Raw genomic sequence first — 23,661 nt, 5'->3', positions numbered from 1 at the left:
GTTATACTGCGACAAATTTGCCTGAAGGGTTCAACCAATTATGTACCATGTTGTCGCTGCCACCATTAATCCCGCCAAAATTAAGGCAATTTCTCAAGCGTTCAGCGATGTGTTCGGAGAGGGATCCTGCCATATTGAAGGTGTTGAGGTCGACAGCGGCGTGGCGGCACAGCCCATTACAAACCTTGAAACGAGAACTGGCGCACGTCAGCGCGTGATGAATGCGCGACAGGTCCGGCCAGAAGCCGACTTTTGGGTAGCGATTGAAGCGGGTATTGAAGAAGAGAGCGCGTTCGCCTGGATGGTGATTGAAAACCGCAAATTGCGCGGCGAATCGCGATCTGCCAGCTTTACCCTGCCAGCCATCGTGATGAAAGGCATCCACGAAGGACGTGAACTGGGTGAAGAGATGTCCAGACTCACCGGCATTGAAAACATCAAACATAAAGGCGGAGCGATTGGTGCCTTTACCGCAGGGCTGCTGACCCGGACCAGCGTTTACCATCAGGCCCTTGTGCTGGCCCTCTGCCCGTTCCACAATGACATCTACCAGATGAAGTCTGGCGAAGAGTCAGATCTTATCCGATCCGGTCAGTAACTGCGCCTCCAGCCAGGCTTTCAGCGCTGGCGGCGCGCTTTTCAGACTGTTTGATCCCCGGGTGATGGTGGCAATGCCGACGCCGAGATCGTTTTTCAATTCACGCTGGCTCAGTTCACCACGCATCAGTTCTTCGATAATGCGCAGACGGGTGCCCAGGGCTTCCCGCTCGTCAGGCGTCATCATCAGTTGCAGCAGTGGCAGATGCAGTCCATTGCCAAAAGCACGTTGCAGCAGCGTTACAAAACGCTGCCACTCTTCGTTGTGCGGTTCCATGGTAACGGGAACAGAAGATTCGTTCATGAGTGGCCCATACTATTTAACTAGTACAGTAGCATAGCACAGGCCCTGCCGGATCAGTAGCGCCGTTGCCACTCCCCGTCGGCCAGAATCTTGTCTGACTTATCCATGAAATGGCGATAATAGGCGTCATATGCCAACACGTTTTTCACATAGCCCCGGGTTTCCGAGAAGGGAATGGTCTCGATAAAGGCCACCGCATCAAGTCTTCCTGCGCTGTTACCCAGCCAGGTTTTCACCCTGGAAGGACCGGCATTATAGGCCGCCGAGGAGAAGATCCGGTTCTGTCCAAACTGCTGGTATACCGACTCCAGATATTGCGTACCGATCTGGATATTGGTCTCCGCATCAAGTAACTGGCTGCTGTTACTGTAGCCCGGCAGGCTGTACACCTTCACGGTATGCAGCGCCGTAGCGGGCATAACCTGCATCAGGCCGGACGCCCCAACCGGCGAGCGGGCTTTGGGGTTCCAGGCGCTTTCCTGGCGCGCAATGGCCATGGCATAGCTGACCGGGATCGCTTTGCCATCGGTGTAACGCTGGAATTGATCCTGGTAAGCCAGCGGGAAACGCTCCTGGAGACTGTTCCATAATTTGCCGGTAATGGTCGCCTGCACGCTCAGCACCCACCAGTTTTGCTGATAAGCGTAGCGTGCCAGCTGCTGTTGCTGGCTGCTGGTTTTGCTGGCAACCAGATAGCTCCACTCAGTCCGGGCCAGATTATCCATGCCCCAGTACATCAGTTCCCGCACGCGCGAGATCTCCGCGCCCTGCGTCATGCTGCTTTCCGGCTCCGGGGCTTTATCAATTTGCAGGGGATAATCTTCGCCCAACCGCTGCGCGGCCACCATCGGATAGAAACCACGCTCCTGCATCAGCGAGTGCAGGATCTTCTCCGCTTCCTCTTTACGCCCCTTCTCCAGCAGCAGATCGGCCTGCCAGTATTGCCACTCATCTTTTTGTTTCGCTTCAACAGGTAAACGGGCAATCCAGGTATTCATGCCCCGGCGGTCATTATTGCCCAGGGACATTCTGACCCGGCGTTCAATCAGGGAAGTTGATTCGCTGCGCATCACTACGTCGTCGCGCCAGCGGGCCTGGTCAGAGGTGATATCATTCCCCATCAGTCGCCACGCTACCGCCTCTTTCAACTCCTGCTCCTGCCGGTCACTCATTTTTTGCGCGCTGACCAGCGAGGAGATCATCGCACGGGCATTTTCTGCATCCTCACGCGCCACGCGGGCAAAGGCCAGCGACGTTGCCTGCCGGGTGAAATCCGTAGGACCCACAGCACGGGCAAAGGTCACCACGGTTTGAGGATCGTTTTGCAGATCCATCACCGCGTTAGCCATAGTCTGATAATCTTCCGGCAGCTGTTTGGCCAGGAAATTCACCAGATTAGTATTCCCCTCTTTCATCGCCAGGCGAATTCGCTCGAGGGTAGTGATCGGTGTTTGCTCTCCGGCGGCCTGCCAGACGCTGAACAGCTTATCGCAGGTCGTGGGCAGTGACGTGCCCCGCAACCAGATTGACTTCGCTCCCTCCCAGGCGACCTGCTCCTGGCCGGTGGCCCATTTGGCGTAATACCAGTTACAGCGGGCCGAAACAGGCTTGGGTTCCGTGGGGCTGAACACCAGCAGTCCACGCCAGTCCTGGCGTCGGGCCAGCTCATTGACGAAGCGTGAAGAGAGAGAACGCACGGGGGGCAAGGTAGGATACTGTTGGATAAAGGCGTTTACAGCCAGCCCCGTTTCCTGATCGAGATGCTGTGCCAGCTCGCGATATTCAAGATAGGGATAAAGAGGATAGTCACGCAACGTGGGCATCAACTGCGCCACGGTATCCATCTGGTTGTTATCCCAGGCCTGCTTAATCTGCAAATAACGACTGCGCTGAGCCTCCAGAGAATCGGCATGAGCCATCCCGGTGACCACAGTTAAACAGGCGCCTGCTATCCAAAACTTCCACTTGTCCGCCATGACTTTCCCCACGTTTACGCCTCTCTTTATCCTGATCACACCCAAATAACTCCCTTCATGCTAACCAGGCTTTCACCGTTCTGCTAAAAAAAATCGCCTGAACCGGGCTGCAATTAATCTTAATACGCCAGTAACACGATGATAATGATAATTATTATGATAATATCAGCCCTCATCCCGTAGATGGCACGCCCTCATCACAGCCAGGAAAAATTGCACTGCTTGTAGTAGTTTTAATAAATCCCTTCCTGCGCTATTGGTGAGTAGATAAAGAGAGCCTTATGAACCCCACAGTTTATGTAGTTGATGATGATGAGTCGGTCACCACCGCACTGACTAACTTACTCAGCTCGCAAAATTATGCCGTCTGCTCTTTCTCTTCTTCTGAGGCTTTTCTGGCACAGGCAGATTATCCCGCGCCCAGTTGTTTGATCGTGGATATCAATATGCCAGGGCCGGATGGATTTGAAGTCTCGCGCAGGATAACGGAACGGGGCTATACCCTGCCCACCATATTCCTGACCGGGTTTGGCACCATTCCCGTGACGGTCAGGGCGATGAAATCCGGAGCCTGTGAATTCCTGACCAAACCGGTGGATCCGGATAGTTTGCTGGACGCGGTGGCTGAGGCAGTGACTCTGTCAGCAGCCAACCGGGACTCTTCGGATGAAAAGCGGCTGCTGACCGAACGCCACCACTCCCTGACCCCAAGGGAGAGTGAAGTGATGCTTCTGGCTGTCAGCGGCTTGCAGAATAAACAGATCGCCGCTGAGATGGGGATAAGTGAAATCACTGCCAAGGTGCATAAACGGCGGGTGATGGAAAAAATGCAGGTCCGTTCGCTCTCCGATCTGGTCAGGGCTGCGGAGCGCCTCAATATTGCCAGCACGCTGAGCCGCCAGCGCCCCGCTTAATAAGGGCTGAACATGCTCAGCCCTGAGGTTCGGCAGGCAACGTAAACCAGAAGCAGCTGCCGCCCCTGTCCCGGTTCTCAGCCTTCAGAACGCCACCATGCTTTTTGATAATCTCATGGCAGATGGTAAGCCCCATGCCCATCCCCTCTTTTTTTGTGGTGTAGAAAGAGTCAAAGAGGCGTCTGGAAACCTCCTCTGACAGGCCCTGTCCGGTATCTGAGACTTCAAAGCGAATCACGTTTTTTTCCGGATTTGAGGAAGAGAGAGTAAGCGTTCGTACCTTTTGCTCACTTTCAGTCATTGCCTCAATGGCGTTAACGACCAGATTTAACAGAACCTGTTGGATCTGCACCCGGTCGCAGTAAATCAGGTCGTTCGTCGCGCGCAGACTGAGTTCAAGAGACATCCATTTACGTTCAATCTCCATCCTGGAAAGCGATAAAATATCTCTGGCGATCAGATGAAGGCCGGTCGTCGCAAATTCAGAAACGTGATTACGCGTCAGGGACTGCAACCCGCGAATAATATCGCCAGCCCGTTTTCCTTCATTGAGAATTTCATTCAGGCTGAAGCAGGCGTTTTCCAGATGCAGGGGATCGCGTTTCAGCCAGCGCAGGCTGGCTCCGGCATTCGCCACTATCGACATCAGCGGCTGATTGATTTCATGCGCAATAGAGGCGGTTAACTGCCCCACCGTCGTGGCCCTGGAGACGCGCGCAAGATCGGCCTGGGCCAGCCGCACAGCATCTTCCGAAAGCCGCTGCGCGGTAGTATCCGACAGGGTGCCAAAATACTCCTTTACCTCAGCCCAGCTATCCACCGGCTCACCAATTCCTTTGATGTAGCGGCACTCTCCATCGGGCCTGAGAATACGAAACTCAGCCTGCATACTGATGCCATTGCGCACGCTGTCCGCTACCAGTTCGCTGATGCACGGACGATCGTCCGGATGAACACGCGTTAAAAAATTGGCCATGGAAAGGCTTTTTTGCTGTTCAGGCAGGCCAAGGATCCGGGTGTACTCTTCCGAAACCAGCATGATGTCCTGCTCAAGATTCCAGTGCCAGGTGCCGGTGTGGCTTATTTTTTCTCCCAGCATCAGCGAGGTCTGGCTGGCGCGAAGCTGTTTTTCCACCCGCCGCCGCTGAATGTTCTCTTCCAGCACTTCACTATAGAGCCGGGCTGTTTCCAGTGAGATAGCCGCCTGAGCACCGATAATAGAGATGATTTTTGAGTGCTCCGCTGTAAACACATCCGGCATCAGACGATTTTCCAGATAGAGCACCCCGACCATCCGCGCCTGTTTAAACATAGGGACACACATCACCGCCGCGCCGGAAGCAACGAGGTAGGGATCCTGACTGAACGGACTGAAAACGTCAGGCTTACCGGTACGGATCTCCTGCCCGGTGCGGATCACAGCGGAGAGGACAGAAAGAGGAAGATCGGTGGCTACCGGCGTGTGCTGCAGGATCCTGACACGGGTCCCGTCCACGGTGATCGATGCCTTCGCCTCGATCTCCGGCACGCTTCCATCCAACAGGCGGATCAGTAAGCAGTGCTGCGCCCCGGCTCTTTCCAGCATCATCATCATCAGGGTGTTGATCAGGCGCTCAAGGTTGATCTCCTCGGTCAGCGCCTGAACGGCGGTAATCACATTTTGCAGATCGTTGACCGCCTCGTTCTGGTCAAAGGTCACCGTAGTAAAATGCGACGCCTGGAGTGCTGAAATCAGATGGGGGTGCTGTAACTCAAACTGCCGGACTTTGGCACCCGCTCCCCATCGTTCCCAGGCATTGAGTGCTCCCCGGAGATAGGCTTCTGCCGCAACGTTCAACCCACAGGAAGCGGCAAAACGGGCAGCCAGTTCATGAGCCAGCCCGTTGATATGATCGAAACGGCCTTCTCTCGACAGGCTGACAGCCCGCTCATACTGTTCCGCCGCCAGGGCGGTATGGCGATTAAGCCGGTGAATTTCAGCGCTCAGCAGCGCTTCTTTATCCGCAAAGGTCCTTGAATTCTCCGTAGCCCAGGTGGCTATCTTGTCGAAGTGGCGGGAGATTTTAAGCTGCAGATCGCAGGTATAACTCTCCGGCTCAAGCTGCAAAGTTGCGGACAAGGCACTGTACAGATGAAAATCGAGCATATGAATATGGCCGGGAATGGAGCCCGTAAAAGGTTCAGCCTGGGAGAAACAGTGGCTGGCGCAGCGGTACTCCCCGGAGAAAAAGTGCGCCATCCCCCGGTACAACCAGTGCCAGAACTGCATCAGATACAGGGGCTCACTGCCTCTTTCTGCCTGAACTCTCTGCAGTACGGCAGGGGCAAAATCCTTGCCAGTAAGTACGCCTTCTCTCGCCGTCCTCAGAAACAGCACAAACTCACGCTGCATCTGCATAATCACTTCCACATCGCTGTACTGGGCTTTGCGTACATAGGCGAGCCCACGCTCAATGGTGGTCAGAATGCCGTCGAGATGATCGCCACGGGTCAGGTAATTCATGGTCTGATGGCGCAGCGCAAGGCAGGCTGAAGTGCGATCGCCGTTGGCGACGGCTTCGTTAAACGTCGCTTTGGCGCAGTCAATGGCCCAGGTCACCGGCATGGTCCAGATGCTGACCTGATCCAGAGGTAACAAGGTGCGGGCCTTAAAACTGGTGAAATCGTGCCGGTAAACCAGCTCCCGCGCCAGCAGCGTGCTGGCATAACCCCGGCTGTATTCGTTGTAATGATCGCCGCACAGCACGCCATACCAGGAGAGCGCCAGGGTGGAGGCACCGGTGATGCCGTGATCCATAGTCAGATGCAGCATTTTACAGATGATCATAAAGTGCAGGCGGGGGCTGACAAAAGCGGCAAAGATACTGGCGCTGGCCATCAGATTCATCACCGCTTCCGTCTCGCGGCTGGCCATCAGCGGCAGCGGTCTGAAGCGGGCGTAGGGATTTTTGCCTACCTGTGCCTTGAGTTTAATTCTTGCCGCATCACATTCGGCTTTGTCGGGATGGCGGTTGAGATGGATACCGAAGCGCGCCAGCCAGGCAATGGCGGTTTCCAGCGCAAGCTGGCTGTGAGATTGCCGCATATGAATTTCTGCCATCAGGCAGGCGGCAACGGCTTTGTCCGTGAGTTCACCCGGGGCACTCACCAGCTTTTTACACAGCGCCAGTGCAGTGGTCAGATTGCCATTCAGGAATTCACATTCAGCCTCTTCAAGCAGGAAGACGAAATCCTCATGCGGCGCGAGACAGGGTGTAACCCCCCTCGCAGTCTGCAGGAAACGCAGAGCAGAAACAGAATCTCCGGTGTTTTTTGCCCGTCGTGCGGCCCGCAGGATCAGATCGCGCCAGGTGGCCGAGTCCAGCTCAATCAGCTGGGTCTCCTTAATAGAGGCGATATGATGAACCGCCCTGAACAGCGCATCATTACTGCCTTCAACAACGGCCAGCTCACTGAGCCGGTTGGCTACCCGCAAATGCAGACGATCCTTTTCCCCGGCGGCGAGCAGGCTGAACGCCGCCTCATGGATGCGATCGTGGGTAAAAGCGTAGCCGGTGGTCGTCAGCGCGATCAGCTGTGTTGTCACCGCCGGAAGCAGGCGGGTGACGATCTTTTCGACAGGCAGGTGCAGAACTTTGCTCAGTAACAGCAGTTCCCCCGAGCCTCCCACGCAGGCGATTTTACCTAACAGCCTGCGGGTGGTCACCGGGATCGTCTCCATCTGCTGGAGCACCCTGTCCGCCACGTTTTCGGTGTAGTGACAGGCGTTCAGCGCCTCCCGATCCCAGGTCCATTTCATCTGATGGTGATGATGAGTGATCAGCCCGTCCTGCACAGCCTGGCGGAAAAAAGCCTGAGTAAAGAGAGGATTGCCCGCCGTTTTATTATGGATAAGCTGGGACAACTCCTCCGTGACCGGGGTACGCACCTGAAATATCTCTGCCAGCCAGCGTCCCAGCGTTTTCACTGAAAGGGGTTCAGGGGTTATCTCAACAACTCGGGTGGCGGAACGCCGGAGTTTATCCAGTTGGGCCCCTGTCGCCGGACAGGGCAAAGAGGCGAAATCCCGGTGGGTCACCACCAGCATCAGGGGAATATCCTCACTGAAGCTCAACAGATTTTGCAGCAGATGCAGACTGGCCTGGTCCGCCCAGTGAATGTCATCAATCAGCATCACGAAAGGTCTGCCGGGATTGGTAAAAGCCTGCACCAGACGGCAAATCATATTGCTGAACTGGTTTCTGGCATCCTGTGAATGAGCATCGGGGAGCTGGGCATTCTGCGATAACAACACGCCAAGCTCAGGCAAAAAATGTACGGCCAGCCCCACATACTCCCCCAGCAGGCGGGTGATGTGGCTCTTCCAGCGTTCAACCTCTCCGGCTGAGAGCCCCAGCAGGTGGAGCACCACCATGCGAAAGGCCGTGGTAAAAAGGGCATAAGGCAAAACCGGGGAGTGCTGGTCAGCTTTGACGACCGTTAGCAGCATTTTCTTTTGCTGCAACCTCCTGATGCTGGTGGCAATCATTGAGGATTTTCCCGTGCCAGGCGCGCCACCAATCACTACCAGACAGGGTGAGCCGCTTTTATTCACCTCGTCACAGATCGCCACGATCTGTTCAGCCTGGGGATGGCTGGCGAAGGGCATGGGTGAGGCGAGTCCTTTTCGCTGAGTATCCTGCAATCCAGGCGTGAAGGTGTTGATATTGCCTTCTGCCGTCAGCGTGGAATGACAGCGGCGAAGATCGGCAAGCAGCCCTTCTGCCGTCTGATAACGGTGCTCAGGAGATTTTGCCAGTAAACGTAAGATCACCGCTGAAAGCACTGCAGGCACATCCGGCCTGATCGAATGCGGCGGTTGCGGTTCTGAAGCAACGTGATAGTGCACCCACTCCGCATGGCCGCTGTCTACAGTACCAAAGGGCAGTGTGCCGGTCAGCAATTCATAAAGCACCATGCCAAGGCTGTAGAGATCGCTGAGGAAAGAGACAGAATGGGAAGTCCGCGTGGTGTGCTCAGGAGACATATAAGCCAGCGTCCCGCCCGAGGCAGATAAACCCGTTTTGATCTGCGTCTCAGTGCTCAGGGAAGCAAGGCCAAATCCGCCCAGACGATAGGTCCCGTCTTCATTCAGGATAAAATTCGCGGGTTTGATATCGCCGTGGATAATGCCCTGCTGATGCATTTTGCTCAGACTATGGCAAAGCGAAATGGCGCTGGTTAAAAAATCGGCCAGCGACTGTGGCGTGAGACGGAGAAAATCGGCCAGCGTCCGGCAGGAAAACAGCGGATACATCAGCGCATAACGGCCATGATAATGCGTCGAGCCCACCGGCTTAAGCGCCCACTGTGGCGAAAGTTTATCGCTCAGCAGCCACTCATTTTTCAGTAGCTGCGTGGCCTGAAAAGTGGTCTGCTCATCCGGAGCCGTTGCCAGGATAAAGGTGTCACCGGAAGGGGTATGCCGGCAGAGAAACCAGGCGAAATTGCTTTCGTGCACCAGGGCCGTGAAGGAGAACTCATCCGTGAGTGAAAGTCCCTCTTCACCAACGGTTTGAAAAACAGCAGGTAACAGGCTCACGGCATCTCTCACGAGGAAAACTCCCGGCGAATATGATCGAATAATGTATCAATTTCGATGGGTTTAGGTAAAAAAGCAAGTGCGCCAAGACTGATTGCATACCACAGCATATTTTCATCGCCATCCCCGGAGATAATAATGCCCGGCGGATCCTCCAGTCTCAGGGTCAGCGCCTTAAAAAGCTCGAAACCACTCATCCCTTTCAGACGCACATCGATGATAAACATTGCGGCCCCCTGTAAGGCGCGCTCATCCTCTAACAGGGCTTCTGCGGATTCAAATTCCTGCGTGGTGTATCCTTCAGAATGCAGTAAGTTGCAGAGACCACGACGAACGGATTGTTCATCATCCACAATGACTATGCACTGAGACATATCCTTTTATCCTTTGTCGTGGCTCTTTCGAGACCGGGAGCATTCCCTATGGCGTCTTCTCCCCTGCCGGAGGCGGAGTGCCGCTGATTTTAGGCACGCATTCATGGCGGAACCAGGCCAGATTGACGGGTTCCCGTTTAATCAGTCGTTTCACCAGAGGCACCAGTTGCTCGCCCACCAGCATGCCGAACAGACCCAGCAGGGCAATCACAGGCGGTGCAGGGGCTTCAACCCGGATCGCCACATAAATCGCGCCCGCCAGCATGCCCATAATCAGTGAAATAACATAGGCTTTTAGCATCATTAACTCCCGGCCCGTAGGGGCAATGGTCTGGTCAGTGGAAGCTCAGCAGACGTGTCAGAAGAGAGGGTTTGCGCGGTACTTTTTACTTCTTTTTGCACAAATTGCGCCGCGACCTGACCACCAATCACCATCCCTAACAGTCCTACCAAAGCTACGGCCGGAGGCGCGGGAGAACGAACCTTAAGTATTGCGTAGAGCAGGCCGATGAACACGCCTGCACCCAGAGAAATGAATAAAGGACTCATAATTCATCCTGTAGAAGGCAGAGGCCAGCCCAAAGGGCTGGCCTGCAGAGACCGGTTAACGTACCGGTGCGGCAACAGGTGCCAGGGTACGGTGTTCACTCTTCTGACGTGAAGGCGCTTTGTGCACCATGGTATAGGCATAATCAACGCCGATGCCGTAAGCACCTGAGTGCTCTTTAGCAATATCCATCACCGCGTTGTAGGTCTCTTTGTTCGCCCAGTCACGCTGCCACTCCAGCATCACCTGCTGCCAGGTCACAGGGATCACACCCGCCTGAATCATGCGCTGCATAGCGTAATCATGAGCTTCTTTAGTGGTGCCGCCTGAGGCATCTGCCACCATATAAATTTCGTAGTCGCCTTCCAGCATGGCGCACAGGGCGAAGCTGTTGTTGCAGACTTCAGTCCACAGACCGGAAACCACCACTTTTTTCTTACCGTTGGCAGCCAGCGCATCACGCACTTTCTGGTCATCCCAGGAGTTCATTGAAGTGCGCTCCAGGATGTCTTTACCAGGAAACACATCCAGCAGTTCCGGGTAGGTGTGACCAGAGAAGCTTTCAGTTTCCACGGTAGTGATGATGGTAGGAATGTTGAAGACTTTCGCTACTTTCGCCAGCGCCACGGTGTTGTTTTTCAGCACCTGGCGATCGATAGACTGCACGCCAAAGGCCATCTGTGGCTGCTGGTCGATGAAGATCATCTGGCTGTTATGCGGGGTCAGTACTTCAAGTTTTGAATTAGTCATGAATGTGCCCAATGAGGTTTAAGTGACGGAAGTTGTCAGAGCGGAGTGTATGGCGCTTTTTTCAACCGCACTATTATCTCTGCGTATAACTATACGTCTGTATAGGTATCCCTTTGTATAACTAGACGCTCTGCTGAAACCCTCCTCATAATCCGCAACTGTTGGTGCTCTGCTTTACCTGCAGCGGCCCCTTCCCACGTACTGCGACCTTCAACTCGCGTACAGACATCTTTGGTTCAGGAGGACTTATGGTATTGCCAGGTAAAGCGGATCTCATTTTAACTAACGGCAAATTTCACACTGTGGATCGGCAGAACCCGATTGCAGAAGCCGTGGCTATCAGTGACGGCAAATTTCTGGAAGTGGGCAGCGTGGCTGAGGTGATGCAGTTCCACACTGAAGGCACCAAAATCATCGATCTGAAAGGGCACACTGCGGTTCCCGGCCTCAACGACTCGCACCTGCACCTGATTCGTGGGGGGCTGAACTACAACCTGGAGCTGCGCTGGGAAGGCGTGCCTTCGCTGGCCGATGCGTTGCGGATGTTAAAAGAACAGGCGTTGCGCACCCCTTCACCGCAGTGGGTCCGCGTGGTGGGTGGCTGGACCGAGTTCCAGTTTGCCGAACGTCGTATGCCTACGCTTGATGAGATCAATGAAGCAGCGCCGGACACGCCGGTCTTTATTCTGCACCTCTACGATCGTGCTCTGCTGAACCGCGCCGCGCTGAAAGTGGTGGGCTACACCAAAGAGACGCCAAATCCTCCGGGCGGCGAAATTCAGCGTGACAGCAACGGCAACCCTACCGGCATGCTGATTGCCCGCCCTAACGCGATGATCCTCTACTCCACGCTGGCCAAAGGGCCGACGCTGCCACTGGAACAGCAGGTCAACTCCACCCGTCAGTTTATGCGCGAACTGAACCGTCTGGGCCTGACCAGCGCCATTGATGCGGGCGGCGGCTTCCAGAACTATCCGGAAGATTACGAAGTGATTGCCGAACTGCATGAGAAAAAGCAGATGACGCTGCGCATCGCCTATAACCTGTTCACCCAGAAGCCAGGGCATGAACTTGAAGACTTTGAAAAATGGACCGACATGCTGACGCCGGGCCAGGGCACTGACTACTTCCGTCACAACGGCGCGGGCGAAATGCTGGTGTTCTCCGCCGCAGACTTTGAAGATTTCCTAGAACCGCGCCCGGACCTCGCGCCGGGAATGGAAGACGAACTTGAGCGCGTGGTCCGTCATCTTGTTGAACACCGCTGGCCTTTCCGCCTGCATGCCACCTATGACGAATCGATTAGCCGTATGCTCGATGTGTTTGAAAAAGTGAACCGGGATATCCCGTTCAACGGCCTGCACTGGTTCTTCGACCATGCCGAAACCGTGACGCAGAAAAATATCGACCGCATTAAAGAGCTGGGCGGCGGCATTGCAGTTCAGCACCGTATGGCGTTCCAGGGCGAATATTTTGCCGAGCGTTACGGCATTGAAGCCACCCGCCATACGCCACCTGTTGCCCGTATGCTGGAAACCGGCGTGCCGGTTGGTCTGGGTACGGATGCCACACGTGTTGCCAGCTATAACCCCTGGACTGCGCTTTACTGGCTGGTCTCCGGTCGTACCGTGGGCGGTATGCAGATGTATGACGTCAACGCCCGTCTGGATCGTGAAACGGCGCTGATGCTGTGGACTCAGGGCAGTGCCTGGTTCTCCAGCGAGCAGGGAAAAAAAGGCCAGATCAAAGCGGGTCAGCTGGCGGATATGGCGGTGCTGAGCAAAGATTTCTTCAGCGTGCCGGAAGAAGAGATCAAAGGCATTGAATCCGTGCTGACCGTAGTGGATGGCAACGTGGTCTATGCCGCAGGCTCCTTTACTTCAGAAGCACCGCCTTCTATCCCCGTGCTGCCAGACTGGTCGCCAGTGGTCAAGGTGCCGGGCCATTACCGCAGCGCCCCGCCAGCGGCCCGCACCGGGATGATGCCTGCCGCGCACCATTGCAGCGGCCCGTGCGGCGTGCACAGCCACTCGCATGATGTTGCCCGTGGCGCCAACATTCCGGTGTCGGAAGATAATGCTTTCTGGGGCGCGCTGGGCTGCAGCTGCTTCGCGTTTTAACCATGAGGCACTCTTCTGCTCTCCATAACCCGTCCCGGATCGATCCGGGGCTGTTTTTCCTGCGGCTGACCGGCAGTTTGCTGCTGCTCTTTGTGCATGGATTGCCTAAAATTTTTCATTTCAGTGAGGAGCTGACGCGCATAGAAGATCCCTTCGGCCTGGGCCCGTACATGAGCCTGTTGCCCGCGATCTTCGCCGAAGTTATCTGCCCGATATTTATCATTCTGGGCATCGGTACCCGCCTGGCCTGCCTGCCCATTATCGGCGTGCTGCTGGTGGCGATGCTGTTTGTGCATCCTGGCTGGTCAGTGGCCGAAGGGCAGTTTGGCTGGCTGCTGCTGATTATCTTCACCACGCTTGCTATCACTGGCCCTGGAAAATGGCGGGTGGCTGCAGGCGGACAACGGGAGGTTCGCTTTGGCGCAGGTCAATGATATTCAGGACGTCGCTCATGACGTCGGGGAAGAGCACCCCGCAGCCAGCACCTCCCCCTGGGCACCCCTGAAACAGCCGGTATTCCGTATGCTGTGGCTGGCGACGGTGGTTTCCAACATCGGTTCATGGATGAACGATGTGGGGGTCAACTGGACCATGCTGACGCTGAGCACCGATCCGCTGGCGGTGGCGATGGTCCAGGCCGCCGCCAGTCTGCCGATGTTCCTGTTCGCGCTGCCTTCTGGCGTGCTTGCTGACATTGTCGATCGCCGTAAATACCTGCTGTTTTCACAGCTGTGGGTCTTTATTGCCGCTGCCCTGCTCACCGTACTCTCCTTTACCGGGCACGTTACGCCTGCGGTATTACTGATCGCTGCCTTCTTCCTCAGCGCAGGCGCGGCGATGAGCTCGCCGCCTTTCCAGGCCATAGTGCCGGATCTGGTGGATAAGCCGTCGCTGGGACCGGCCATTGCGCTGAACTCGCTGGGCATTAACATCAGTCGCGCCATCGGCCCGGCTCTGGGCGGGTTAATCCTCTCCCTGGTCGGTCCCTGGATGGTGTTTATGCTCAATGCGCTGTCAGTGCTGGGCGTGGCCTTTGTGCTCTGGCGCTGGAAAGCTGAACCGGGCGTGCAGCGTTTGCCGCCCGAGCATTTCTTTCCGGCTGTGCGGGCAGGGATCCGTTACGTTCACGCGGCACCGGTACTGCGCAATGTGCTGATGCGCACGGTAGCCTTCTTCGTGTTCGGCAGTGCTGGCTGGGCATTGTTGCCACTGGTGGCACGTCGCGAACTCGGCCTTGGCCCCGGCGGTTACGGCATTATGCTGGCCTGCATCGGCGTGGGTGCCATCACCGGCGCCGTAATGCTGCCGCGTTTGCGTAAACAGTTCAGCGCCGATCGTCTGATGGTGCTTGCCAGCGTGATGTTTGCGCTGACCATGCTGGCGCTGGCTTATGTCCGCCATTTCTGGTTGCTCAACGCCTGTGAATTCTTCACCGGCTTCGCCTGGATAGCGGTGCTTTCCACGCTAAACCTGGGTGCACAACGCAGTGCGGCCAAATGGGTGAAAGCCCGTGCGCTGGCGGTTTATCTCACGGTGTTTTTCGGTTCAATGACCGTTGGCAGCGCTATTTGGGGACAACTGGCCTCTCACTTAAGCATCTCGGTTTCGCTGTGCGTGGCGGCCGCAGGCATGATCCTGGCGAGCAGTACCGTGTTGCGCTGGCGACTCGATCAGGATCCGGATCTTAATCTGGACAGCGCCATTGAAGATGACATTGCGCCGCGTCCAGAGATTCGCCACGAACGCGGGCCGGTGATGATCAGCTATGAGTACCAGATCAACGCCGCTGATGCGCATGATTTTACGGTCTGCATGCAGGATATGCGCCGGGTAAGACGCCGGGGTGGCGCTTTCGCCTGGTCACTTTACGAAGACATCCTGCAGCCTGGCATCTTCGTTGAAACTTTTGTGGTGGGTTCCTGGATGGAGCATTTGCGTCAAAAAGAGCGCTACACGCAAAACGACCGCAAGATCCAGAACCGGGTTTATGGCTATCACCAGGGAGATAACCTTCCTGAAGTTCGTTATCTGGTGGCACCGGTTTAACCGGCGCGCCCTCTTTCACTCCTGACATATTGAGGTAACTACCATGAGCACCTTTACAGCAGCTGACGGCACAGAGATCTACTACAAAGACTGGGGGTCAGGTAAACCCGTACTGTTCAGCCACGGCTGGCCGCTGGATGCCGATATGTGGGACAGCCAGATGAATTTCCTCGCCGAGCGTGGCTACCGTGCCATTGCCTTTGACCGTCGTGGATTTGGCCGTTCAGATCAGCCCTGGACCGGCTATGACTACGACACTTTTGCCTCTGACATTAACGATCTGATCGCCCAACTGGATCTGCGTGAAGTAACGCTGGTGGGCTTCTCAATGGGCGGCGGTGATGTGGCTCGCTACATTGGTCAGTACGGCACTGAACGTGTTGCCGGCCTGGTGCTGCTGGGTGCGGTGACGCCGATCTTTGGCAAGGCTGATGATTACGCTGAGGGCGTGGATCGCTCGGTGTTTGCCGGAATTAAAGAGGGATTGCGTAAAGATCGTGCCCAGTTTATCAGCGATTTCTCCACGCCATTCTATGGCCTGAATGCCGGTCAGACTGTCTCCGAAGGCGCACTGGCTCAGACGCTGAATATCGCGCTTCTGGCGTCGCTTAAAGGCACGCTGGATTGCGTCACCGCTTTCTCTGAAACGGATTTCCGTCAGGACATGGGTAAAATCACCGTGCCAACCCTGGTGATCCACGGCAGCAACGATCAGGTTGTGCCATTTGAAACCACCGGCAAGGTAGCGGCGGAGATGATCAAAGGCGCAGAGCTGAAAGTGTATGACAATGCCCCTCACGGCTTTGCCGTCACCCATCAGGATCGGCTGAATGACGATCTGCTGGCCTTCCTGCAGGCGCATTAATTTTTAATGATGCTGTAAAACGCAAAACGGCCACCCTGGGGTGGCCGTTTTTATAGCGCTAAGCAAGTCTGGCGCTTATCGGGTCTGGTGGTTCACTTCCACCGGACGCAGGTCGAATACCAGCACTTCTGCGTCATCGCCTTCGCTGAAGGTCAGGGTTTTCTCATCCCGTACTCGGGCACCATCACCCTCTTTGAATTTCACGCCGTTCACCGTGATGCTGCCCCGCGCCACCTGAATATAGGCGTATCGGTCATCATCCAGCGTCAGGGTCTGCTGCTCGTCACCGTCGAACAGCCCGGCGTAGATTTTCATGTCCTGACGCACTTTAAGCGCGTTGTTTGCGCCATCAGGCGAAACAATCAACCGCAGATTGCCGCGTTTTTCTGCTTCGGTAACCGACACCTGCTGATAACCTGGAGGGGTATTTTTTTCAGCCGGAATGATCCAGATTTGCAGGAAGTGCACGCCCTCGGTACTGGAGTGGTTAAACTCACTGTGCGTCACGCCGCTGCCGGCACTCATCAACTGCACATCGCCTGGGACAATCACCGATCCGGTGCCCATGGAGTCTTTATGCTCCAGTGCGCCCTGAAGCACGTAGGAGATGATCTCCATGTTGCTGTGTGGGTGAGCACCGAAGCCACGCGCTTTAGCGACACGGTCATCGTTGATCACCAGCAGATCTGAAAATCCAACCTGTTTTGGATCCCAGTAGTTGGCGAAAGAAAACGTATGATGAGACTTCAACCAACCGTGATCGCCTACTCCGCGCTGTTCTGACAAACGTTGTTCAATCATGATCTGCTCCTGGTCTCTGTTATGTGGCTGGAGGGCGGCTGCCCTTCCGATGAGTTAAGATTACAGGTAAACTCATTTGCCTGGCTATGGACTGTAAAGGCAATTACTGTCACGTTTTGGTGGACAATATGCAGATAGAAGATCTCAGGATATATGGCGCAGTGATCGACTGCGGCAGCTTTACGGCCGCTGCCGATCGGCTGATGTTGTCAAAGCAGTACGTCAGCCGCCGCATGGCCGCGCTGGAAGCCTCACTGGGTGCCCGGCTGCTGATCCGTAATACCCGCAAACTCTCGGTCACCGATGCCGGACGCCTGTTCGCGCAGCATGCCCGACGTATTCTTGATGAGATTGAAGAAGCCGAACTGGCGGTGTCAGAACGCCGTCAGGAACTGCAAGGCTCTTTCCGTATCAGCATGCCGATGTCGTTTGGCATGAGCCATCTCTCCCCGTTAATTGCCGAATTTCTGACGCTGCATCCCGCCGTGCAATTCCAGGTAGAGCTGGCGGACCGCTATGTGGATGTGATTGGCGAAGGCTTTGATATGGCTATCCGTATTGGCAGCCTGGACGACTCGACGCTGATAGCCCGACGGCTGGGCAAGCTGGAACGTCTGATCTGTTGCAGCCCGTCCTATCTGGAACGGTTCCCTGCCCCTGTCACGCCAGAACAGCTGACCGAACACGCCTGCCTGCGTTTTGGTCGCGAGGGACAAACCGGCTGGGAGCTGAAGGTAGCAGGGAAACGAAAAGTGATGGCGGTGAACGGCCCGGTACACAGTAATAATGGCGAAGTGCTGCTGGATGCAGCCGTTGCCGGGCTGGGGCTGGTGCATTTACCGGAATTTATTGTCGGCAAGGCGCTGAAACGCGGCGAGCTGGTCAGGGTGCTGGATGACTACCTTCCCCCGCCGCTGATCCTGAATGCTGTGTATCCTCAACACCGTCAACGCAGTGAGGTAAACAGGGTGTTTCTGGAGTTTTTGCAGGAGAAACTTACTCCGGTTACAGCATGATATAAGAGATGCTGCCAGCTGATGATAAGGTATAAAAGGCTCTGATGGGATGACCAGCATGCTGAATCCTGAGCGCGTAACTAATCTTTAAATAAATCCGTTAGCTTTATCTGCCACATAACCTTATCTCCCTGATAAGGAATTACTTATAAATAGTTTATATCGTCAACGCGTCACCCTACTCCCGCAGTCTGCCTTACCGCCCCATTTTTGTTCATCTGTTGCCCGTCAAGCGTGCAACCCACAGCATTAACGCAATAATATTTCATACAAATCAATAATATAATCTGTTGGCACAACTTTTGCTCTATTGAATTCCATCTTGTATACCAGACGGAATCCAACGTATGGCTTTGACCACCGGCTTCACCCTGAGCGACTGGCAGCACCATTATCAACAGCATCCTGATGACGTTCTCGTCACGCTGGAAAATCTGGTGGGCGGACTCTCCACCGACGATAACGCCTGGCTTTATCTCGCCACCCCCGCGCAGATTCACGTGCAGGTGGAGCCTCTTCTGGTTGCCTGGCAGAAAGACCCAGCCTCACTGCCGCTGTTTGGTGTGCCCTTTGCCGTAAAAGACAATATCGATGTGGCGGGCTGGCCGACCACCGCCGCCTGCCCTGCCTTCACTTATCAAGCTGCCGCCGATGCCACAGCCGTAGCGAACCTTAAAGCTGCTGGCGCGGTGGTGATTGGCAAAACCAACCTGGACCAGTACGCCACCGGCCTGGTAGGCACGCGCTCGCCGTTTGGTGCAGTTAAAAATACCTTTAACCCGGACTACGTCAGCGGCGGCTCAAGTTCAGGTTCAGCCTCGGTTACCGCTCGCGGTCTGGTCGGCTTTGCGCTGGGAACCGATACCGCAGGCTCTGGCCGCGTTCCGGCTGGCTTCAATAACATCGTCGGGCTGAAGCCGACCAAAGGCTGGTTATCTGCCACCGGCGTGGTGCCCGCCTGCCGCCTGAACGACACAATTTCGGTATTTGCCCTGACGGTGGAAGATGCTTTCCTGGCGGCGACCTGTGCCGGAGGCTATGACAGCAGCGATGCTTACTCCCGCGTTAATCCGGGTCTGGCTCCCGCTTCACTGCCTGCCACACCGCGCCTGGCAATACCCTCAAGACTGGAATTCTATGGCGATGCTCTGGCGCAGGCCGCCTGGGAAGCCTCCGTCACCGCGCTGCAAGCCGCGGGTGCCACGCTGCATCCGATCAATTTCTCGGCTTTCCACCAGCTTGCGGAACAGCTCTATTACGGCCCGTGGGTGGCTGAGCGCACCGTGGCCGTGGGCGAAATGCTGGATCGTAAAGAAGAGATGGACCCGGTGGTGCATGGCATCGTCGCCAGCGGCCATAACTACAGCGCCGTTGATGCCTACAAAGCGGAATACCTGCGTGCAGAACTGACCCGTCAGATCCAGCAAACCCTGAGCCAGTTCGATGCGCTGGTAGTACCGACCTCACCGACCATCCACACGCTGGAAGAGATGAAGCAGGAGCCGGTGCGTTTCAATTCACAGTTCGGCACCTACACCAACTTTACTAACCTGGCGGATCTCTCTGCTCTCGCTTTGCCGGGGCCGTTCCGTGCAGACGGATTACCCGCCGGGATCACTTTAATTGCTCCGGCCTGGTATGACCGTGCGCTGGCAACCTTCGGCCAGCGCTGGCAGGCCAGCCAGGCGCTGAGCCTGGGAGCAACCGGCAAGCCGCAACCCCACACTCACACACCCTTCCCCGCTTCACCCCTGCATGTGCGCGTGGCCGTTGTCGGTGCGCATCTCACCGGAATGCCTCTGAACCACCAGCTCACCAGCCGCGATGCGGTACTGGTTGAAGAGACGATAACCGCGGCCTGCTACCGCCTGTATGCCCTGGCCAACACCAGGCCACACAAGCCAGGTCTCGCCAGAGGCCACGACGGTGCCGCCATTATCGTGGAGTTGTGGGATATCCCGCTGGCGCGTTTCGGCGAGTTTGTGGCTGAAATTCCCTCTCCGCTGGGCATCGGCACGCTGGAACTGGCCGATGGCCGCCTGGTGAAAGGCTTTATCTGTGAACCGGCCGTGCTGCCTGAAGCCACGGACATTACCGAATTCGGCGGCTGGCGTAACTGGCTGAGCCGTAGGGAGACTGACAATGTTTAATACCGTGCTGATCGCCAACCGTGGCGAAATTGCCTGCCGCGCCATCCGAACCCTGAAACGGCTGGGCATTACCAGCGTGGCGGTCTATTCCGCCGCCGATAAAAATGCTCAGCACGTTAAGGATGCTGATATCGCCATCGCACTGGGTGGAGAGAAAGCCAGCGACAGCTATTTACGCATTGATAAGATCCTTGCGGCAGCCACAGAGACCGGCGCTCAGGCCATCTGGCCGGGCTATGGTTTTCTTTCTGAAAGCCTGCCGTTTGCCGCCGCCTGTGAAGAAGCCGGCATCGTTTTTGTCGGGCCAACTGCCCATCAGATTGGCGAGTTTGGCCTTAAGCACCGCGCGCGTGAGCTGGCAGCCGATGCAGGCGTACCGATGACGCCGGGCACACCGCTGCTGGAAACGCTGGAAGAGGCGCTCAGTGCCGCCGTGCGCATTGGCTATCCGGTGATGCTGAAAAGCACCGCTGGCGGCGGGGGAATTGGCCTGACCCGCTGCGCGGATGCAGAGGCATTGCGTAACGCGTGGGAAAGCGTCCGTCGTCTGGGTGAACAGTTCTTCAGTGATGCTGGCGTGTTCCTGGAGCGCTGCATCGATCGCGCGCGGCATGTGGAAGTGCAGATTTTTGGCGATGGCAAAGGCAAGGTCATCGCCCTGGGCGAACGTGACTGTTCCCTGCAACGCCGCAACCAGAAAGTAGTGGAAGAAACCCCGGCCCCCCAATTGCCGGAAGCCACACGCGCCGCGCTTCTGGCATCGGCCGTGAAACTGGGCGAGCTGGTCAGCTATCGCAGCGCCGGAACGGTTGAATATATTTACGATGCAGAACGGGATGAATTCTTCTTCCTGGAAGTGAATACCCGCCTGCAGGTAGAGCATCCGGTCACCGAATCCGTTACCGGGCTGGATCTGGTGGAGTGCATGCTGCTCGTGGCGGCAGAAGAACAAATTGACTGGGATCGCCTGACGAAAGCGCCGCAGGGTGCGTCGATTGAAGTACGCATCTACGCTGAAGATCCGCTGAAAAACTTCCAGCCAAGTCCCGGTGTCCTCACTGAGGTCTGTTTCCCGGATGACGTGCGCGTGGATGGCTGGATCTCCACCGGCACCGAAGTTTCTGCTTTTTACGATCCGATGATTGCCAAGCTGATTGTCCATGCGGAAAACCGCGAAGCGGCGCTGGCTAAAATGCAGCAGGCGCTCAGCGAAACCCGCCTGCACGGCATCGCCACCAACCTGGATTATCTGCGTCAGATTGTCGCCACGGAAGCCTTCCGCAGCGGCAAAATCTGGACCCGGATGCTGGACAGCTTCACCCCGCTGTCACCCGTGGTTGAAGTTATTCAACCAGGCACCTGGAGCAGCATTCAGGATTACCCTGGCCGTCTCGGCTACTGGGATATTGGCGTGCCGCCTTCCGGCCCGATGGATGACTTTGCCTTCCGCCTGGCGAACCGTATTGTGGGTAACGCTGAAGAAGCAGCGGGCCTGGAATTCACCTTGCAGGGGCCAACGCTGCGCTTCCACAGCGACGCGCTGATCTCTCTGACCGGCGCGGAATGCCCGGCCACGCTGGATGGCGAAACCGTAGCTTACTGGCAGCCAGTGAATGTTAAAGCGGGTCAGACTCTGACGCTGGGCCGCGCGCAGATGGGCTGCCGAACCTACCTTGCAGTACGCAACGGGTTTGACGTACCGGAATATCTGGGCAGCCGTTCCACCTTCGCGCTGGGTCAGTTTGGCGGTCACGCCGGACGCACGTTGCGCGTAGCCGATATGCTGGCCATCTCCCAACCTGAACTGGCCGCCTGCACCACGCCTGCGCCGGTCAGCGAACCTCAGGCGGTGGAAGCTTCTCTGGTGCCGGTTTACGGCGACGAGTGGCGTATCGGCGTGCTTTACGGCCCTCATGGCGCACCGGATTTCTTTACTCAGGAATCGATCGACGAATTCTTTGCCAGCGAGTGGCAGGTTCACTACAACTCTAACCGCCTGGGCGTGCGTCTGGTCGGGCCGAAACCGGGCTGGGCCCGCGCCAACGGCGGCGAAGCTGGCCTGCACCCTTCCAACGTTCACGACTGCGAATATGCCATAGGCGCGGTGAACTTCACCGGCGACTTCCCGGTGATCCTGACCCGTGACGGACCCAGCCTCGGCGGCTTTGTTTGCCCGGTCACCATCGCCAAAGCCGAGCTGTGGAAAGTAGGCCAGGTTAAACCTGGCGATCGCATTCGTTTTCATCCCATCAGCTTTGACGAGGCACATGCTCTGGAGCAGGCCCAGGCGAAAGGCGTGGAAAGGCTGCACGCCATCCCGCTGCCCGCTTATCAGGTCCCTTCTCTGGCAGAAACGGAACATGGCTCAGCGACCGTGCTGGCCGCCATCAAAGCCACCGCCTTCACGCCAGCGGCTCTGTACCGTCAGGCGGGCGACAACTACATCCTGATGGAGTACGGCGATAACGTGCTGGATCTGGCGCTGCGCCTGCGGGTTCACCTGCTGATGACCGCCCTGCGCGAAGTGGGCCAGCCAGGCATTGAGGAGCTTTCGCCGGGCGTGCGTTCGCTGCAGATCCGTTATGACAGCCGCATCCTCAGCCAGAAGCAACTGCTGAACCTGCTGCTGAATCTGGAGAAAAACCTCGGCGACGTCAGCAAAATGAAAGTGCCTTCGCGCATTGTGCATATGCCGATGGCCTTTGAAGACAGCGCCACTCTTGGCGCCGTGGAACGCTATAAAGAGACGGTAAAGGCCAGCGCGCCCTGGCTGCCGAACAACGTCGATTTTATCCAGCGTATCAACGGCCTGAACACTCGGGAAGCAGTCCGCGACACGATTTTCGACGCCAGTTACCTGATTCTGGGGCTGGGCGACGTCTATCTCGGCGCACCTTGTGCCGTGCCTGTCGATCCCCGTCATCGCCTGCTGAGCTCCAAGTACAACCCGGCCCGAACCTTCACCGCAGAGGGCACGGTAGGCATCGGCGGCATGTACATGTGTATTTACGGCATGGACTCCCCCGGCGGCTATCAGCTGGTTGGCCGCACGTTGCCGATCTGGAATAAATTCCTGAAAAACGCGCAGTTCGCGGCCAGTGAGCCGTGGCTGCTGCACTTCTTCGATCAGGTCCGGTTTTATCCGGTCAGCGAAGCGGAGCTGGACCTGCTGCGCGATGATTTCCGCGAGGGACGCGCCACCATCAAAATCGAAGAGACGGTGTTTGATTTCGCGGAGCACACGCAGTTCCTCAGTGAAAACGCCGACTCTATCGCCGACTTCCGGGCCAGGCAGGCGACCTCGTTTGAAGCTGAAGTCGCGCTGTGGGCGCAGGAAGAGGAAGGCGCCCCTCTGACCAGCGATGAGAATCTGCTGCCGCAGGAAGAAGAGGAAGGGGCGTTGCAGGTCAGCGCGGATTTGAACGGCAACATCTGGAAAGTGCTGGTGGAGCCGGGCGATGAAGTCACGGCCGGTCAGCCGCTGATCATTGTGGAAGCGATGAAAATGGAACTGGCGATCAACGCGCCGCAGGCCGGGCGGGTAAAACGCATCGCCTGCCAGCCGGGTCGCGCCGTCAGTCCTGGTGATGCCCTGTTGTGGCTGGAATAAGGAAGTCAGG

17 protein-coding genes are annotated in these 23,661 nt (G+C 56.6%); 9 read left to right on the top strand and 8 right to left on the bottom strand.

Translation table 11 applies throughout. The annotated features are described in order from the left end of the window. Window positions 1-40: 40 nt before the first annotated feature. Window positions 41-598, top strand: a complete 558-nt coding sequence (yjjX, locus tag VRC33_RS03650) for an inosine/xanthosine triphosphatase (protein ID WP_338560936.1) — start codon at window positions 41-43, stop codon at window positions 596-598. On the opposite strand, the gene trpR is transcribed toward yjjX, so the two are convergent. Then, window positions 572-901 (bottom strand): trp operon repressor, encoded by a 330-nt coding sequence (gene trpR / locus VRC33_RS03645; protein WP_338560934.1) that lies wholly within the window; start codon window positions 899-901, stop codon window positions 572-574. The two genes, yjjX and trpR, sit on opposite strands and share 27 nt — an antisense overlap. Window positions 902-954: 53 nt before the next feature. Next, window positions 955-2,877 carry a murein transglycosylase gene (sltY, locus tag VRC33_RS03640; protein ID WP_338560932.1) on the bottom strand — a complete coding sequence of 641 codons (1,923 nt, stop codon included), beginning with the start codon at window positions 2,875-2,877 and terminating at the stop codon, window positions 955-957. A 281-nt stretch (window positions 2,878-3,158) separates the two neighbouring features. Between sltY and VRC33_RS03635 the strand changes: the two genes are divergently transcribed. Then, window positions 3,159-3,791 (top strand): response regulator, encoded by a 633-nt coding sequence (locus VRC33_RS03635; protein ID WP_338560930.1) that lies wholly within the window; start codon window positions 3,159-3,161, stop codon window positions 3,789-3,791. A 16-nt stretch (window positions 3,792-3,807) separates the two neighbouring features. On the opposite strand, the gene VRC33_RS03630 is transcribed toward VRC33_RS03635, so the two are convergent. Genes VRC33_RS03630 through VRC33_RS03610 form a run of 5 tightly spaced genes read right to left on the bottom strand, consistent with a single transcriptional unit; the run spans window position 3,808 to window position 11,043 of the window. Then, complete coding sequence (locus VRC33_RS03630; RefSeq protein WP_338576893.1) at window positions 3,808-9,384, bottom strand: AAA family ATPase; 5,577 nt, start codon at window positions 9,382-9,384, stop codon at window positions 3,808-3,810. Next, window positions 9,381-9,746, bottom strand: a complete 366-nt coding sequence (locus VRC33_RS03625) for a response regulator (protein WP_338560928.1) — start codon at window positions 9,744-9,746, stop codon at window positions 9,381-9,383. Before VRC33_RS03625 ends, VRC33_RS03630 begins: the two co-directional genes overlap by 4 nt. A gap of 46 nt (window positions 9,747-9,792) precedes the next feature. Then, window positions 9,793-10,047, bottom strand: coding sequence for a XapX domain-containing protein (locus VRC33_RS03620; RefSeq protein ID WP_338564023.1), 255 nt, complete (start codon window positions 10,045-10,047; stop codon window positions 9,793-9,795). Between the two features lie 2 nt (window positions 10,048-10,049). Beyond that, complete coding sequence (locus tag VRC33_RS03615; protein WP_338560926.1) at window positions 10,050-10,295, bottom strand: DUF1427 family protein; 246 nt, start codon at window positions 10,293-10,295, stop codon at window positions 10,050-10,052. Between the two features lie 55 nt (window positions 10,296-10,350). Further along, on the bottom strand, window positions 10,351-11,043 hold the full coding sequence (locus tag VRC33_RS03610; protein ID WP_338560924.1) for a hydrolase: 693 nt from the start codon (window positions 11,041-11,043) through the stop codon (window positions 10,351-10,353). Window positions 11,044-11,291: 248 nt separating this feature from the next. Between VRC33_RS03610 and VRC33_RS03605 the strand changes: the two genes are divergently transcribed. Genes VRC33_RS03605 through VRC33_RS03590 form a run of 4 tightly spaced genes read left to right on the top strand, consistent with a single transcriptional unit; the run spans window position 11,292 to window position 16,074 of the window. Next, complete coding sequence (locus tag VRC33_RS03605; protein WP_338560922.1) at window positions 11,292-13,163, top strand: amidohydrolase; 1,872 nt, start codon at window positions 11,292-11,294, stop codon at window positions 13,161-13,163. A 2-nt stretch (window positions 13,164-13,165) separates the two neighbouring features. Continuing rightward, window positions 13,166-13,597, top strand: coding sequence for a DoxX family protein (locus VRC33_RS03600; RefSeq protein WP_338560920.1), 432 nt, complete (start codon window positions 13,166-13,168; stop codon window positions 13,595-13,597). Beyond that, complete coding sequence (locus tag VRC33_RS03595; protein ID WP_338560918.1) at window positions 13,581-15,209, top strand: MFS transporter; 1,629 nt, start codon at window positions 13,581-13,583, stop codon at window positions 15,207-15,209. Before VRC33_RS03600 ends, VRC33_RS03595 begins: the two co-directional genes overlap by 17 nt. Window positions 15,210-15,252: 43 nt before the next feature. Then, window positions 15,253-16,074, top strand: a complete 822-nt coding sequence (locus VRC33_RS03590) for an alpha/beta hydrolase (RefSeq protein WP_338560916.1) — start codon at window positions 15,253-15,255, stop codon at window positions 16,072-16,074. 75 nt (window positions 16,075-16,149) lie between these two features. Here the strand turns inward: VRC33_RS03590 and VRC33_RS03585 are convergent, their stop codons facing one another. Next, complete coding sequence (locus VRC33_RS03585; RefSeq protein ID WP_338560914.1) at window positions 16,150-16,875, bottom strand: pirin family protein; 726 nt, start codon at window positions 16,873-16,875, stop codon at window positions 16,150-16,152. Window positions 16,876-17,003: 128 nt separating this feature from the next. Here VRC33_RS03585 and VRC33_RS03580 point away from each other — a divergent pair, with 128 nt between their 5' ends. The 3 genes from VRC33_RS03580 to uca all read left to right on the top strand — a co-directional run bounded on the left by VRC33_RS03580 (window position 17,004) and on the right by uca (window position 23,651). Continuing rightward, window positions 17,004-17,891, top strand: coding sequence for a LysR family transcriptional regulator (locus VRC33_RS03580; protein WP_338560912.1), 888 nt, complete (start codon window positions 17,004-17,006; stop codon window positions 17,889-17,891). Window positions 17,892-18,238: 347 nt separating this feature from the next. After that, entirely contained in the window at window positions 18,239-20,041 is a 1,803-nt protein-coding gene (atzF, locus tag VRC33_RS03575) for an allophanate hydrolase (protein ID WP_338560910.1), read from the top strand. Next, window positions 20,034-23,651 (top strand): urea carboxylase, encoded by a 3,618-nt coding sequence (gene uca, locus VRC33_RS03570; RefSeq protein ID WP_338560908.1) that lies wholly within the window; start codon window positions 20,034-20,036, stop codon window positions 23,649-23,651. Before atzF ends, uca begins: the two co-directional genes overlap by 8 nt. Window positions 23,652-23,661: the final 10 nt, after the last annotated feature.

Source organism: Erwinia sp. E_sp_B01_1 (assembly GCF_036865545.1).
Taxonomy (GTDB): domain Bacteria; phylum Pseudomonadota; class Gammaproteobacteria; order Enterobacterales; family Enterobacteriaceae; genus Erwinia.
The sequence above is the reverse complement of the archived record's forward strand: the minus strand, read 5'-3'. Positions and strand labels throughout refer to the sequence as shown.

Bases quoted from the DNA above. Each gene is read 5' to 3' on its own strand.
- yjjX (WP_338560936.1), top strand. From the start codon at position 41: ATGTACCATGTTGTCGCTGCCACCATTAATCCCGCCAAAATTAAGGCA.
- trpR (WP_338560934.1), bottom strand. From the start codon at position 901: ATGAACGAATCTTCTGTTCCCGTTACCATGGAACCGCACAACGAAGAG.
- sltY (WP_338560932.1), bottom strand. From the start codon at position 2,877: ATGGCGGACAAGTGGAAGTTTTGGATAGCAGGCGCCTGTTTAACTGTG.
- VRC33_RS03635 (WP_338560930.1), top strand. From the start codon at position 3,159: ATGAACCCCACAGTTTATGTAGTTGATGATGATGAGTCGGTCACCACC.
- VRC33_RS03625 (WP_338560928.1), bottom strand. From the start codon at position 9,746: ATGTCTCAGTGCATAGTCATTGTGGATGATGAACAATCCGTTCGTCGT.
- VRC33_RS03620 (WP_338564023.1), bottom strand. From the start codon at position 10,047: ATGCTAAAAGCCTATGTTATTTCACTGATTATGGGCATGCTGGCGGGC.
- VRC33_RS03615 (WP_338560926.1), bottom strand. From the start codon at position 10,295: ATGAGTCCTTTATTCATTTCTCTGGGTGCAGGCGTGTTCATCGGCCTG.
- VRC33_RS03610 (WP_338560924.1), bottom strand. From the start codon at position 11,043: ATGACTAATTCAAAACTTGAAGTACTGACCCCGCATAACAGCCAGATG.
- VRC33_RS03605 (WP_338560922.1), top strand. From the start codon at position 11,292: ATGGTATTGCCAGGTAAAGCGGATCTCATTTTAACTAACGGCAAATTT.
- VRC33_RS03600 (WP_338560920.1), top strand. From the start codon at position 13,166: ATGAGGCACTCTTCTGCTCTCCATAACCCGTCCCGGATCGATCCGGGG.
- VRC33_RS03590 (WP_338560916.1), top strand. From the start codon at position 15,253: ATGAGCACCTTTACAGCAGCTGACGGCACAGAGATCTACTACAAAGAC.
- VRC33_RS03585 (WP_338560914.1), bottom strand. From the start codon at position 16,875: ATGATTGAACAACGTTTGTCAGAACAGCGCGGAGTAGGCGATCACGGT.
- VRC33_RS03580 (WP_338560912.1), top strand. From the start codon at position 17,004: ATGCAGATAGAAGATCTCAGGATATATGGCGCAGTGATCGACTGCGGC.
- atzF (WP_338560910.1), top strand. From the start codon at position 18,239: ATGGCTTTGACCACCGGCTTCACCCTGAGCGACTGGCAGCACCATTAT.
- uca (WP_338560908.1), top strand. From the start codon at position 20,034: ATGTTTAATACCGTGCTGATCGCCAACCGTGGCGAAATTGCCTGCCGC.